Genomic DNA, 14,423 nt, shown 5'->3' on the forward strand with positions numbered 1-14,423 from the left:
AAATGCAAGCACAGCACTACACGCTCGCGGCCGGGATCGCGCTGATCCTGACCTTGGTCGTCGCCAACTACCTGTTTGCCCGGACTCGCGCGCGAGCCTATGAGCATGGCCGGGCCGACGGCGTTGCGGAAGGCCTGGAGCAGCGGGACGCCATGGCGTGGAAAAAGCTCCAGGACCTGGACCGCGCGCAGGAGGAACGTGCGATCGAGCGGGAGAAGGAGCAGCGACAGTTCCTCCATTCCAAGGCGGCACTGCAGGGCAGGATCGACGAGTTGGAGGAACGGGTCAGGTCTTACACCGGCCTGGCCGTGACGGCCGCCGACCACCAGCTGATAATCCGCGCCGCCGAAACGCTGACCATCGCCAAGCGCACCTGGGATGCGATGAAGGGAACAAGCACCTGGTCAGAACGAGCAGCGTCAGAGCTCGTCGCGCTGCAGCGCCTCGCCGAGCTGGTGCACGCCGAGATCCGCAAGCAGCCTCTCGCGACTAACGCAGGGAGCGCGGCATGACTCTTCGCAAGCACGTCCTCAAGCATTTCCACATGTGCTGCGGCCTGGGTGGCGGCGCCAAGGGCTTCAACCGGGCCAAACCCATCGTGGGCAATCTCCAGGCGGAGTGGCAGTGCCTCGGCGGTGTCGACGTCGACCCGGCCGGTCTGGCGGACTTCGAGCGCCTGAGCGGCGTGAAGGGCACGCTGCTGGACCTGTTCACCCGCGACCAGTACACCCGGTTCCACGGGAAAGAGCCACCGCCTGGCTGGCGGGAGGCGACACCGGAAGACATCCGCCGGGCAGCTGGTGGCCAGCGTCCGGACGCGGTGTTCATCAGCAGTCCATGCAAAGGCGCGAGCGGCCTGCTGTCCGAGAAGATGAGCCAGACCCCCAAGTACCAGGCGCTGAACGAGTTGACCCTGCGCTGCATCTGGCTGTTCGGCGAGGCCTGGGCGGACGACCCGGTGCCCCTGCTGGTCTTCGAAAACGTCCCGCGACTCGCGACTCGCGGCCGGCATCTGCTGGACCAGATCAACAGCCTGCTCGGTAGCTTCGACTATGCCGTGGCCGAGACGACGCACGACTGCGGGGTCATCGGCGGCCTGGCACAGAGCCGGAAGCGCTTCCTGCTGGTCGCCCGCCACGTCGAGAAGGTCCCCGCCTTCCTGTACGAGCCGGAACACAAGACGCTGCGTGCGGTCGGGGACATCCTCGGCAGGATGCCACTGGCCGGCGACGTCGCTGCTGCGGGGCCGATGCACCGCGTTCCAGCGTTGCAGTGGAAGACCTGGGTGCGACTCGCCCTGGTCGAAGCCGGGAAGGACTGGCGCAGCCTGAACGATCTGGCGATCGAGGACGGCTACCTAAGAGACCTGATCATCGTGCCGGAGCATCGTTCGGGGTATATGGGCGTCCACGGCTGGAATGACAGCATGGGCACGGTGGCCGGTCGCTCCAGCCCCACGAACGGTGCGTTCTCGGTCGCTGACCCACGGGCCCAAGCCGACGCGCTGCAATATCAGCAATATGGCGTCCGCCGCTGGGAGGACACCAGCGGCGCGGTCATTGGCGTGAAGTCGCCCGGGCAAGGAACCTTCAGTGTTGCCGACCCGCGACCGACTGGCGTTCGGCACAACAACGTGTATCGGGTCTGCCGAATGGATGGTCCAGCGGGGGTGGTAACTGGTGGTCAGTCTCCAAGCGCCGGCGGACAGTGCATTGCGGACCCTCGACCGAACTGGAAAAGGCACAGCAACAACCTGGCAGTGATGGATTGGAACCGGCACAGCTCAACCATCATCGCCGGCGGCAAGGGCGTCCAGGGTGGTCAGCTATCGATCGCGGACCCACGACCAGGCATGCGCCGCACCAAGGGCGATGCGTACCTGACTGGCGGCCACTATGGCGTGGTTGAGTGGTCAGGATCTGCTGGTGCTGTTTCCGCGAGTGCCATGCACGACAACGGGCGATGGAGCGTGGCTGATCCCCGACTGCCCGAGGCAAGCGAGCGACTCGCGTGTGTAATCCAGTCGCTCGACGGCACCTGGCATCGCCCCTTCACCACCCTCGAACTGGCCGCGATCCAGAGCCTTGTCGAGCCAGAGGAACAACTGGAACTGGACGGCCTCAGTGATCAGGCTTGGCGAGAGCGCATCGGCAACGCAGTCCCACCGTACGCCGCAGAAGCCATTGGGCACGTTATGGGGACCACCCTACTGCTCGTTGCCCAAGGCGAAACGTTCGTGCTCAGTAGCGTGCCGATCTGGGTACGCCCTGTCGCTGTCGGCTTGAGCGTCGCTCAACGGGGGACCGCGTGATGGCGAGCGCGAGTAAAGCAGAGGTCACAGCTCCGGTTATCCGCTACCACGGCGGGAAATTCCGGCTGGCCAGCTGGGTGATAGACCACTTCCCCCCGCACCAAGTGTATGTCGAACCCTTCGGGGGAGCGGCCGGCGTGCTCATGCAGAAACCACGGGCACACGGCGAGGTGTACAACGACCTCGACGGCGACGTCGTGAATCTGTTCCGCGTCCTGCAGGGCGCAGAGACCCGCGCCGCCCTGGTCGAGCAGCTCGTTCTCACCCCGTACGCCCGGGAGGAGTTCGAACTTGCCTGGATAGTGGCAGAGGATCCCGTGGAGCGTGCCCGGCGCACGATCGTTCGAGCCCAGATGGGCTTCGGATCGGCCGGAGCCAGCAAGGGTACGACGGGGTTCCGAATCGACTGCGCCAGACAGTACGGAACCGCACAACAGCTGTGGGCACGCTATCCGGATCAGCTCGCAGCCGTCGGCCAACGCCTCGCCGGCGTCCTGATCGAGAACCGCCCGGCGCTGGAAGTGATGCTGGGCCACGACTCCCCGCGAACCCTTCACTACGTCGACCCACCCTACCTGCATGACACACGCGTACGCGGCGCCCAGCACGGCCGCTATTACAGGCACGAGATGACCGACGCACAGCACGCGGAGCTCCTGCAGAGACTGTGCTCGTTGAAAGGGATGGTCGTCTTGAGCGGCTACCCCAGCGAGCTCTACGCGGACCACCTCCAGGGTTGGACGATGAACTCGACACAGGCACGGATCAGCGCCGGACGGGGCGGAGCGACACGCACAGAGTGCCTTTGGCTCAACCGGGCATGCATGAACTCACTACATCGTGGCGGACTTCTGGAGCAGACAGCATGAACATCGACCTGCACAAGTTGAAAGCACTAGCGATAGCGGCCAAGTCCAACCCATACGATGCGGTGGCTGGCAACGACTATGGAATGGCCATGCCGCCAGCGGTGACCTTGGAACTGATCGCAGAGATCGAGCGCCACCGCCCCCTGAACGCCGAGGGCTGTAAGCCCGAGATCAACATCCAGCCCTCTGGCAGCCTCACCGCTGCACCTACGCCCGAGCACGACCTAGACAAAGCGGAGGGCGAGCAGCCCGACCTCAACTTGGCCACCTCGCAGTTGGCCGAGCTAGCTGCCAAGAAGGTGATCGAGTCCGGGGCAGCAAACTACATTGGCGACGTCTTCACCATCTCCCTAAACACCGGCGACCAGCCGTTTGAGGTCATCGTGACGACTCAACGCGTAGGAGCGAAAACGCCCCACGAACTGCACGTAGAAGCAGCAGCCGAACGCGACACCTTCAACCTTCAGGTGGCAGAACGCGGTTCACTGCTTGAGCACTGGCTGCAACTCGCCAACTCCCGCGACGACAACCTCTCGGACCTGGCGAAAGAGACCAGGGCACTGCTCGACTCCGAGACTCCATCTTGGCAGCAAGCTGCGAGAGACGTTCTGACAGAAAGGCGTCGACAGATTTTCAAGGGCTATACCGCCGCCCATGATGACCACTACAGCTTGGGGGAGCTCACGTGCTACGCGGTGGCGCATGCATTGATCGCTACAGGAACAGCGCCTGGCTGGGTGTATCAAGCCGGGATATGCCAGTGGCAAGTCAAGATTGAAGACCCGCGCACGATGCTGATCACCGCAGCCGCGTTACTGCTGGCGGAGCTGGAACGCCTCGACCGAGCAGCAGAAAGCGCCGGGATCCAGGCCGAGCTGCTGCGCCTTCGCCAGATGATGATGGACGTGACCAATGACTGAGCAAACCCGCCCACGACTGGCCACCTACACCCTCGACCTGAACGTCATGTGTGACATCTGCGGGAAGTCGAGGACGGTTGGACGCCACACGAAATGCAGCCGGACCCGCCAGCAGCGCATGAACGCTCACTGGGAATCCGTCATGGCCAACCAGGCCGCCAAACGAGCACAGGGGAAACGCGCATGAGCCTTCCGCGCTGGGTACTGATCAACCGGGCCGCCGAGCTCACCGGCTACTCAGAGGATGCCATTCGCCACAAGGTCAAGAATGGCACCTGGGCACAGGGACGCATCTGGCGGAAAGCGCCAGACGGACGCATCACCATCAACATGACGGAGTACGACAAGTGGGCCGAGAGCGCACCGCAAGTGGCGTAGCGGCCGAGCTGGCCAAGCATAAGGGCATTGAGCTACATGGAGGCTATCTGCGGATCGTTTTCATGTGGCGCCGCACCCGGTGCCGCGAGTCTCTCGGCCTGCCACCGACGAAGGCCAACGTGAAGCACGCCGCCCTGCTCAGGGCGGCGATTCTTCACGAGATCAAAACCAACACCTTCGACTATGGCCGTCACTTCCCAGATTCGAAGCACTCATCCAACTACAGCACCGTAAAGGACGAGCGGTTGAGCCTGCTGGTGGAGCGGTACAAACCGCTCAAGGCCGTGGACATCACGCCCGAGACCGAGGACCGGTACCGGCGTGCCCTTGATATATGCATAGACACCATAGGCGGGGAGCGCTTCGCCGGCATATTGCTGCCTGAGGACATCCAGACACTCCGCGCAAGGCTGATCGAAACGAGGGTCCCGTCGACAGTGAACCACTACCTGGCCACCTTCGCAGGTTTCCTGACCTGGTGCGAAAGCAACGGGTATTGCAAGGCGGGACTGGCTGCCGCCTGCACCCGATTCGCAATGAGCGACAAGGAGCCCGACCCTTTCACCTACGAGGAATTCGACCGACTGATTCGCAAAGGCTGCCTACATCCCCAGGATGCAGCCGCGATCACCCTGGTCACCTACACAGGTCTTCGCCCGGGCGAGCTGTGCGCCCTGGCCGTGGAGGACATCGACCTGGTCGGCGGCAAGATCGAGGTCACCAGGGCGATCACCACGAAGAGCACCTTCAAGGTTCCGAAAACCGGCAAGCCCCGGACGGTGTTGATGATGCAGCCCGCCATCGATGCCGCCAGGGTGCTGATGAACCTTGTAGCCGACCACCCCAAACGCGAAGTGCGGGTGTACCAGAATCGGCATGAATGGCGTGATGAGTTCGTCACGCCCCTGCTCTCACCCAGCACCCAGGCACGAAAGCTGATCATCAACCACTGGTTCGTCTCGACCGCCTGGAACACCAAGTTCGCAGCGATCCAGCGGCGGGCCGGGATCCGCGCCAGACGCCCCTACCAAACTCGACACACCTATGCGTGCTGGTGCCTAACAGCGCGTGGTAACCTTGCATTCATTGCCAAGCAGATGGGCCACAAGGACTTCACCATGCTGGTGGAGGTCTACGCGAAATGGATGGATGACGAATCGCCGACTGAGCTTCAGTACATCTGGAGCGGCATCCAAAAGCAAAGCGGAAATGCCCCAAATTTGCCCCACACTTTTGAGACAAGCGCTCTAAACCATTGATGAATAAAGCAATTTCTGATTTCTCCGCACACACCCCGATGATGCAGCAGTACTGGAAGCTGAAGAACCAGCACCCGGACCAGCTGATGTTCTACCGCATGGGCGACTTCTACGAGATCTTCTACGAAGACGCGAAGAAAGCCGCGAAACTGCTGGATATCACCCTGACCGCCCGCGGTCAGTCGGCGGGCCAGTCGATTCCCATGTGCGGTATCCCCTTCCACTCGCTCGAAGGCTACCTGGCCAAGCTGGTGAAGCTGGGCGAATCGGTGGTGATCTGCGAACAGATCGGCGACCCGGCCACCAGCAAGGGGCCGGTGGAACGCCAGGTGGTGCGCATCATCACCCCGGGTACGGTGAGTGACGAGGCCCTGCTGGACGAGCGCCGCGACAACCTGATCGCCGCCGTACTGGGCGACGAACGCCTGTTCGGCCTGGCGGTGCTGGACATCACCAGCGGCAACTTCACCGTGCAGGAGCTCAAGGGCTGGGAAAACCTGCTGGCCGAGCTGGAGCGGACCAACCCGGTCGAGCTGTTGATCCCGGACGACTGGCCCCAGGGCCTGCCCGCCGAGAAGCGCCGTGGCTCGCGTCGTCGCGCCCCCTGGGACTTCGACCGCGATTCGGCACGCAAGAGCCTGTGCCAGCAGTTCGCGACCCAGGACCTCAAGGGCTTCGGCTGCGACAAGCTGACCCTGGCCATCGGCGCCGCCGGCTGCCTGCTGGCCTACGCCAAGGAAACCCAGCGCACCTCCCTGCCCCACCTGCGCAGCCTCAAGCACGAGCGCCTGGACGACACGGTCATCCTCGACGGTGCCAGCCGCCGCAACCTGGAGCTGGACGTCAACCTGGCCGGCGGTCGCGACAACACTCTGCAATCGGTGATCGATCGCTGCCAGACCGCCATGGGCAGCCGCTTGCTGACCCGATGGCTGAACCGCCCGCTGCGCGACCTGAAGGTATTGCAGGCGCGCCAGGGTTCGATCCGCTGCCTGCTCGACAACTACCGTTTCGAGCGCTTGCAGCCGCAATTGAAAGATATCGGCGATATCGAGCGGATCCTCGCCCGTATCGGCCTGCGCAATGCCCGTCCGCGGGACCTGGCCCGCCTGCGCGATGCCCTCGGTGCCCTGCCCGAGCTGCAAAACGCCATGGCCGAGCTGGAGGCGCCGCACCTGGCGCGCCTGGCCGCCATCGCCGGCACCTATCCGGAGCTGGCTGACCTGCTGGAAAAAGCCATCATCGACAACCCGCCCGCTGTGATCCGTGACGGCGGCGTACTGAAGACCGGCTACGACGCCGAACTGGACGAACTGCTGTCGATCAGCGAGAACGCCGGCCAGTTCCTCATCGACCTGGAAACCCGGGAAAAGGCCCGCACTGGCCTGGCCAACCTCAAGGTCGGCTACAACCGCGTGCACGGCTATTTCATCGAGCTGCCGAGCAAGCAGGCCGAATCGGCACCCGCCGACTATATCCGGCGGCAGACCCTCAAGGGTGCGGAGCGCTTCATCACCCCCGAGTTGAAAGTCTTCGAAGACAAGGCACTGTCGGCCAAGAGCCGCGCCCTGGCCCGGGAGAAGATGCTCTACGACGCCCTGCTGGAAACCCTGATCAGCCACCTGGCGCCACTGCAGGATACCGCCGCCGCGCTGTCCGAGCTGGACGTGCTGAGCAACATGGCCGAACGCGCCCTGACCCTCGACCTGAACTGCCCGACCTTCGTCGACGAGCCGTGCATGCAGATCGAGCAGGGCCGACACCCGGTGGTCGAGCAGGTGCTGACCAGCCCGTTCGTGGCCAACGACCTGTCCCTCGACGACAGCACGCGCATGCTGATCATCACCGGCCCGAACATGGGCGGTAAGTCCACCTACATGCGCCAGACCGCGCTGATCGTGCTGCTGGCCCATATCGGCAGCTACGTCCCCGCAGCACGCTGCCAGCTGTCGCTGGTGGACCGCATCTTCACCCGCATCGGCTCCAGCGATGACCTGGCCGGCGGCCGCTCCACCTTCATGGTGGAAATGAGCGAAACCGCCAACATCCTGCACAACGCCACCGACCGCAGCCTGGTGCTGATGGACGAAGTCGGCCGCGGTACCAGCACCTTCGACGGCCTGTCGCTGGCCTGGGCCGCCGCCGAGCGCCTGGCCCAGTTGCGCGCCTACACGCTGTTCGCCACGCACTACTTCGAGCTGACCGTGCTGCCGGAGAGTGAGCCCCTGGTGGCGAACGTGCATCTCAATGCCACAGAGCACAACGAGCGCATCGTCTTCCTCCATCATGTCCTGCCTGGCCCTGCCAGCCAGAGCTATGGCCTGGCAGTGGCGCAACTGGCGGGCGTGCCGGCGGTGGTCATCCAGCGCGCGCGGGAGCATCTGAGCCGCCTGGAGACCTCCAGCCTGCCCCACGAGGTGCCGAAGCCCGCGACCAGTAGTCGCAGTGCGCCAGCCGTACCGCACCAAAGCGACATGTTCGCCAGCCTGCCGCACCCGGCCATCGAGAAGATCAGCAAGCTCGACCTGGACAACATGACCCCACGTCAAGCTATCGAAATGCTCTATGCACTGAAGACTCTGTTATAACGCGCTGCCTTACAAGCTGTTAGAATCCCGCGCGGTTTGGCGGAGCGTCGAGTTATTAGCCTGGCTCGCCGCGAACCTACCAAGCCGAGCGGCCCTGACTGGAAGGGCACCGCTGCCGTCGCCTGAGGAGAGAATTAGAAATGACCTTCGTCGTCACCGACAACTGCATCAAGTGCAAGTACACCGACTGCGTAGAAGTCTGTCCGGTGGACTGCTTCTACGAAGGCCCGAACTTCCTGGTCATTCACCCGGATGAGTGCATTGACTGTGCACTGTGCGAGCCTGAATGCCCTGCCCAAGCCATCTTCTCGGAAGATGAGGTTCCTGATGACATGCAGGAATTCATCGAGCTGAACGCCGAGCTGGCAGAGATCTGGCCGAACATCACCGAGAAGAAAGACGCGTTGCCAGAGGCCGAGGAATTCGACGGAGTCAAAGGCAAGATCAAGGATCTGGAGCGCTGAGTCCCGGCTCGCGACACGATCAACAAAAAAGGCCCTTACGGGCCTTTTTTCATTTTCACCGGGCAAAAAAAGGGGCGGTTTGACCCGCCCACATTTTTTCCGTAGTCCCTGTATTCCCTTTCATCATCCTGATGAATCGCATCCTGCGATGTCCTTGGTCTTCATCCGTTGAAAACCTGTGTCAGTCCGTAGACACAGGACAAATATTAACGCGTACGACGTTGCTCGCAACTGGCAATGGCTCTCAAAAAAAGACACAAGGGTTGTCTAAGCAAAACATAAAATCCTTTTATTTCAATACCTTAGATAAGATTCGACAGTAAGATCGAGTCGAATTTACCTGCATGTACTGCATTGGCTTACAGAACTCGTAAGCAATTACTTACAACAAAAGACTAAGAGCCGACAGAATAGCCTGATGTCCTAGGACACCAACGAAAACGCCCCGAACGTGTCGGGGCGTTTTCTTGCAAGGCTGGCGGTTCTAATTATTGAAACAGCGACTCGCTGGACAGGCCGTTCTTTTCCAGGATCTCGCGCAGACGCTTGAGTCCTTCGACCTGGATCTGACGTACACGCTCACGGGTCAGACCGATTTCAAGGCCAACGTCTTCCAGCGTACTGCTTTCGTGACCACGAAGGCCAAAGCGGCGGATAACCACCTCACGCTGTTTGTCGGTCAATTCGCTCAGCCATTGATCAATGCTCTGGGACAGGTCATCGTCCTGCAGCAATTCGCAAGGATCGGTCGGCCGGTCATCGGTCAGGGTATCGAGAAGTGTCTTGTCCGAGTCTGGGCCAAGCGACACATCCACCGAAGAAACCCGCTCGTTCAGCCCGAGCATGCGCTTCACTTCGGAAACAGGCTTTTCCAGAAGGTTGGCGATCTCTTCAGGGGAAGGCTCGTGATCGAGCTTCTGGGTCAACTCGCGGGCCGCGCGCAGGTAGACATTCAGCTCCTTGACCACATGAATCGGCAGGCGGATTGTGCGAGTCTGGTTCATGATCGCGCGCTCGATGGTCTGCCGGATCCACCAGGTCGCATAGGTGGAAAAACGGAAACCCCGTTCCGGATCGAACTTCTCGACTGCCCTGATCAGCCCCAGGTTGCCCTCTTCGATCAGGTCGAGCAGGGAAAGCCCGCGATTCACGTAACGTCGGGCAATCTTCACCACCAGACGCAGGTTGCTCTCGATCATCCGCTTACGGCCCGCCGGATCACCACTTTGCGACAGACGCGCAAAATGGACTTCCTCTTCAGGTGTCAGCAGAGGAGAGAAACCGATTTCATTGAGATAAAGCTGGGTCGCATCAAGTGCTCGGGTGTAATCGATGTACTTGTGCTGTTTTAGCGAAGAGCCCTGCTTGGCCCTGGTCCGAACCGAAGGTACAGCAGGTTCGTCTGACACCACATCCGTTTCCAAAACGATGCCCGTCTCCATCAGGAGAACTTCATCGTCGATGTCAAACTCCGGCACTTCTTTACTGAGAGCCATTGTTATAGTCCTTTGCTGAGTTCGAACTCAGACTCGAGCGTACCTTATCCATGGCATCGCTTGAGCCTGTCCCCATTACGCCAAGGAACAGGCCGGAACCAACAATCAACGGTTTGGCAGGAACTGCAGCGGATCTACCGGTTTACCCAGGCGGCGAATTTCAAAGTGAAGCTTCACCCGATCGGTGCCCGTGGACCCCATTTCGGCAATTGTCTGCCCTACCTTGACTTGCTGTCCCTCCCGAACCAAAAGCCTACGGTTGTGACCGTAGGCACTCACGTAGGTTTCGTTGTGCTTGATGATTACGAGCTCACCGTAGCCCCGCAAGCCACTACCGGCGTACACCACTGAACCATCAGAGGCAGCAAAAACAGGCTGTCCCAAATCCCCGGCGATATCAATGCCTTTATTCAAACTACCGTTTGAAGCGAATTTTCCAATTAATACACCGTTCGCAGGCCATGCCCAACCACCGCTGGAGCGCTCTGCAGCGGGCACTTGGGTCGGCGCGGTAGACGGCGTGACGACCGGCGTGGTGCTCGCAGTATTAGTACTTTTCGGTGGTGGCGGAGTGCCAGCCGGTCGTCGGGTGACCGTGGTTTTGCTCGATGGTGAAGTGGATGTCACCACGCGGGAAGAACCGGAGGAAGGCTCATCGAAGCGGATAGCCTGGCCCGGGCGAATGGTGTAGGGCGCGTCGATACCGTTGCGCGCGGCCAGCGACTTGTAGTCCCAGCCATAGCGGAAGGCAATGGAGAACAGCGTGTCCCCCGGGCGCACCACGTACTGGCCGGAGGTCACCGCTGGACGCTTGGGTGCGGCATTGTTGCGATCGACCACCCGCGCACCGCTGGAAGAGGAGGAAGTGCTGGAGCAACCCGTCACCAACGTGCCAAAGGCAAGTGCAACCACCAGGAGCCTGATGCTTGATAGACCCATACGCTGCCGAATGACTGTTTGACTCACCCGCCGCTCCCTTGAAAGTTCTTGAATATTGAAAATGCAATAACGTTGCAATTATAACCAGGGGTCGCCAACTTGCGCTCGTCGAAGACATGCAAAACGTGAACGGTTGCCGACCCGGGTATGAAACGCCCGCCAGATAGACCCGGCGGGGCACCGAGAATTCGCTGCTGTCAAAAATAAACAGCGATCAGGACAAAGTCCCGTTGAGCAGTGGAACGAAGCGTACCGCACCCAGCACCCGACGAGAAAAACCATGCTCCTCGCGAACGATCAACAGCAACTGTTGGGTTTCACCGACAGCGCCCACCGGGATCACCATGCGCCCGCCCGGAGCCAGTTGGTCTAGCAAGGCCTGGGGCACTTCCGGGGCGACTGCGGTAACGATGATGCCGTTGTAGGGTGCCAGTGCCGGCCAGCCTTCACTGCCATCGCCCCAGCGGAAAACCACGTTGCGCAGGTTCAGCTCGGTCAGGCGCTCCTTGGCCCGGTCCTGCAGGACCTTTATTCGCTCCACGGAGAACACACGTTCCACCAGTTGCGCCAGCACGGCGGTCTGGTAGCCGGAACCGGTGCCAATCTCCATGACCTTGTCCAGCGGACCGGCCTCCAGCAGCACTTCGCTCATGTGAGCCACCATGAACGGCTGGGAGATGGTCTGGTTGTGACCAATCGGCAGTGCGGTGTCCTCGTAGGCCCGGTGCGCCAGCGCTTCGTCGACGAACAGATGCCGCGGCGTGCGACGAAGTACCTCCAGTACTCGCGGATTGGTCACCCCTTCCTCGCACAGGCGCTGGATCAGGCGCTCCCGCGTGCGCTGGGAAGTCATGCCGATACCACGACGCATCATATCGTCCTGATCACGCATCAGAGCACACCCTCCAGCCAGCCACCCAAGTGTTCGAAGGCATCGTTGAAGGTGCGGTCCAGTTGCAGCGGAGTGACGGACACATAGCCTTGCATGACCGCATGGAAGTCGGTACCCGGGCCGCCGTCCTCGACGTCACCGGCCACGGCGATCCAGTAGCCTTCCTTGCCACGCGGGTTGACGTCCTTGACCGGCGCAGCAGCCCGGGCCCGATGGCCGAGTCGGGTGAGCTGGATACCGCGGATGTGGTCCAGCGGCAGGTTCGGGATATTCACGTTGAGCACGGTACGCGGTGGCAGTTCCAGCCGCGTGTGAGCCTCGACCAGCTTGCGTGCGATATGGGCGGCCGTCGGCAGGTTGTCGGGCAGGCGCGAGAGCAACGAGAAGGCAAACGAGGTGTTGCCGAGGAAACGCCCTTCCAGCGCGGCAGCGACCGTGCCGGAATACAGCACGTCGTCTCCCAAGTTGGCACCGAGGTTGATCCCCGAGACCACCATGTCAGGCGTCTGTTTCAACAGGCCGTTGAGCCCGAGGTGAACGCAATCGGTGGGCGTGCCGTTGATGCTGATATAGCCATTGGGCAAGGTTTGCGGATGCAGTGGACGATCGAGCGTCAGCGAACTGCTGGCACCGCTCTTGTCCTGGTCCGGGGCGATCACCACACACTCGGCATAGTCCGCCAGCGCACCATGGAGCGCGGCGAGTCCGGGCGCAATAACGCCATCGTCATTGGAAATCAGAATACGCATGGGCTGTCCGTCTGCCCTGCCGGGACCAGATCGACGAGTTCGCGCACCACAACGGTGGCGAAGCATCCGGCCGGAAGGACGAATTCCAGTTGCAGGATATCAGGCTCGGGATAATGCCACGTCAGCCGGCCAATGGGCAGTCGCAGAATACGTCGCTCCTGCTTCATGGCAGCATGGCCAAGCCACTCGCAGAGTGCCATCTCCTCGCGGCCGACACGCTGTTCAAGCACGCTTGCCACGCCCTGAGTAGCTGGGAAGCCTTCGCCCCACAATGGGCCTGTAGGATGCAGGTCGAGAATGGCCAGACGCGGATCGCTGCATTCCGACTCACCTGCCGGAAAGAAGCTACGGCTGTCCGTGAAGGCCAGCAGGTCACCCACCTGGGCGTGCTGCCAACTCCCGTCGTTGACACGCTCGGCCAGAACCCGATTGAACAGGTAGCTACGTGCACTGGACAGCAGACGCGAACGCAGGTTGCGCTGCTCCGGCAGAGCCTTGCGCCCGGCCCAATGGCGCGCTTCCTCGACATTGCCGCCGGCATGACCGAAACGCTGGGTGCCGAAGTAGTTCGGTACGCCTTGCTCGCGCAGGTGTTCGAGGCGGGAATCGAGCGCCGCGTGATCGGCCTGGAGCCGGGTCAGGCGCAAGGTGAAGCCGTTGGCCGAATGGGCGCCGCGTTGCAACTTGCGCGAATGACGGGTCCGCTGACAGATACGCAGGTTTTCGTTTTCTGCAGCGGACAGGTCAGGGTCGGCCTTGCCCGGCAGATGCAGGCTGAACCACTGCCGGGTCAACGCCTGGCGGTCCTTGAGTCCGGCGTAGCTGACGGTCTTCAGCGGTACGCCAGCGGCACGGGCCAGGCGACGAGCCGCTTCTTCGGTGTTCAGGTCGCGTTTCTCGACCCACAGCCACAGGTGCTCGCCCTGTCCCGACAGCGGGATATCGAGCACCTCGTCGACCTGGAAGTCCTCCGCGACCGCCTTCAACACTGCACTGCCCAAGGCCGGCCCGCTGGCGCGCGGGCCAAGAAGCTCAAGTTCGGTCATGCTGGCAGCAACAAGGCGACGGCGTGCACAGCGATACCTTCCTCACGCCCGGTGAAGCCGAGCTTCTCGGTGGTGGTGGCCTTGACGTTGACCTGATCGAGTTCGACCAGCAGGTCTTGGGCAATCAGCGCGCGCATGGTTTCGATATGCGGAGCCATCTTCGGCGCCTGGGCGACGATGGTGGCGTCGACATTGCCGACCTTCCAGCCCTTGGCCTGAACGATGCCGACGACATGACGTAGCAGCACACGGCTGTCGGCGCCCTTGAACTGCGGGTCGGTGTCGGGAAAATGGCGACCGATGTCACCCAGCGCGGCAGCGCCGAGCAGGGCATCGCTCAGGGCGTGCAGCAGCACGTCGCCGTCGGAGTGGGCCAGCAGCCCGTATTTGTGCGGGATACGCACGCCACCCAAGGTGATGAAATCGCCTTCGGCGAAGCGGTGCACATCGTAGCCGTGGCCAATACGCATAGAAAAACGCCCTGATTGAGTCAGGGCGTGATTCTACCCGCT

At 61.9% G+C, this 14,423-nt stretch carries 14 protein-coding genes; 8 read left to right on the top strand and 6 right to left on the bottom strand.

From position 1 onward, the window contains the following. The first annotated feature begins 2 nt into the window (after positions 1 to 2). From AC5QPF_RS25205 to fdxA, 8 genes are all read left to right on the top strand, one after another. Positions 3 to 512 carry a hypothetical protein gene (locus AC5QPF_RS25205; RefSeq protein WP_494960388.1) on the top strand — a complete coding sequence of 170 codons (510 nt, stop codon included), beginning with the start codon at positions 3 to 5 and terminating at the stop codon, positions 510 to 512. Further along, the gene (locus AC5QPF_RS25210) at positions 509 to 2,311 is read left to right on the top strand and encodes a DNA cytosine methyltransferase (protein ID WP_494960389.1); all 1,803 of its coding nucleotides are present in this window, start codon (positions 509 to 511) and stop codon (positions 2,309 to 2,311) included. Before AC5QPF_RS25205 ends, AC5QPF_RS25210 begins: the two co-directional genes overlap by 4 nt. Further along, positions 2,311 to 3,180: a DNA adenine methylase gene (locus tag AC5QPF_RS25215; RefSeq protein ID WP_494960390.1), complete on the top strand. Its 870-nt coding sequence runs from the start codon at positions 2,311 to 2,313 to the stop codon at positions 3,178 to 3,180. Before AC5QPF_RS25210 ends, AC5QPF_RS25215 begins: the two co-directional genes overlap by 1 nt. After that, positions 3,177 to 4,100 (top strand): hypothetical protein, encoded by a 924-nt coding sequence (locus tag AC5QPF_RS25220; RefSeq protein WP_494960391.1) that lies wholly within the window; start codon positions 3,177 to 3,179, stop codon positions 4,098 to 4,100. The genes AC5QPF_RS25215 and AC5QPF_RS25220 overlap by 4 nt, the downstream gene beginning before the upstream one ends. Before the next feature lie 183 nt (positions 4,101 to 4,283). Beyond that, a complete protein-coding gene (gene xisR, locus AC5QPF_RS25225) occupies positions 4,284 to 4,478 on the top strand; it encodes an excisionase family protein (RefSeq protein ID WP_494960392.1) in 195 nt (64 codons plus the stop codon). A 62-nt stretch (positions 4,479 to 4,540) separates the two neighbouring features. Then, the gene (locus tag AC5QPF_RS25230) at positions 4,541 to 5,737 is read left to right on the top strand and encodes a tyrosine-type recombinase/integrase (RefSeq protein ID WP_494960393.1); all 1,197 of its coding nucleotides are present in this window, start codon (positions 4,541 to 4,543) and stop codon (positions 5,735 to 5,737) included. A gap of 11 nt (positions 5,738 to 5,748) precedes the next feature. Next, positions 5,749 to 8,325, top strand: coding sequence for a DNA mismatch repair protein MutS (mutS, locus tag AC5QPF_RS25235; protein WP_494964247.1), 2,577 nt, complete (start codon positions 5,749 to 5,751; stop codon positions 8,323 to 8,325). A 140-nt stretch (positions 8,326 to 8,465) separates the two neighbouring features. Further along, entirely contained in the window at positions 8,466 to 8,789 is a 324-nt protein-coding gene (gene fdxA, locus AC5QPF_RS25240) for a ferredoxin FdxA (RefSeq protein WP_042121894.1), read from the top strand. Between the two features lie 488 nt (positions 8,790 to 9,277). On the opposite strand, the gene rpoS is transcribed toward fdxA, so the two are convergent. From rpoS to ispF, 6 genes are all read right to left on the bottom strand, one after another. Further along, on the bottom strand, positions 9,278 to 10,285 hold the full coding sequence (rpoS, locus tag AC5QPF_RS25245) for an RNA polymerase sigma factor RpoS (protein ID WP_494960394.1): 1,008 nt from the start codon (positions 10,283 to 10,285) through the stop codon (positions 9,278 to 9,280). 105 nt (positions 10,286 to 10,390) lie between these two features. Next, on the bottom strand, positions 10,391 to 11,251 hold the full coding sequence (locus AC5QPF_RS25250) for a peptidoglycan DD-metalloendopeptidase family protein (protein WP_494960395.1): 861 nt from the start codon (positions 11,249 to 11,251) through the stop codon (positions 10,391 to 10,393). 187 nt (positions 11,252 to 11,438) lie between these two features. Beyond that, a complete protein-coding gene (locus tag AC5QPF_RS25255; RefSeq protein WP_330076260.1) occupies positions 11,439 to 12,077 on the bottom strand; it encodes a protein-L-isoaspartate(D-aspartate) O-methyltransferase in 639 nt (212 codons plus the stop codon). Between the two features lie 38 nt (positions 12,078 to 12,115). Further along, a complete protein-coding gene (gene surE / locus AC5QPF_RS25260; protein WP_494960396.1) occupies positions 12,116 to 12,865 on the bottom strand; it encodes a 5'/3'-nucleotidase SurE in 750 nt (249 codons plus the stop codon). Then, complete coding sequence (truD, locus tag AC5QPF_RS25265) at positions 12,853 to 13,911, bottom strand: tRNA pseudouridine(13) synthase TruD (protein ID WP_494960397.1); 1,059 nt, start codon at positions 13,909 to 13,911, stop codon at positions 12,853 to 12,855. The genes surE and truD overlap by 13 nt, the downstream gene beginning before the upstream one ends. Beyond that, a complete protein-coding gene (gene ispF / locus AC5QPF_RS25270; RefSeq protein WP_494960398.1) occupies positions 13,908 to 14,381 on the bottom strand; it encodes a 2-C-methyl-D-erythritol 2,4-cyclodiphosphate synthase in 474 nt (157 codons plus the stop codon). Before ispF ends, truD begins: the two co-directional genes overlap by 4 nt. Between the last annotated feature and the right edge of the window lie 42 nt (positions 14,382 to 14,423).

The organism is Pseudomonas sp. Con_6, assembly GCF_059379395.1.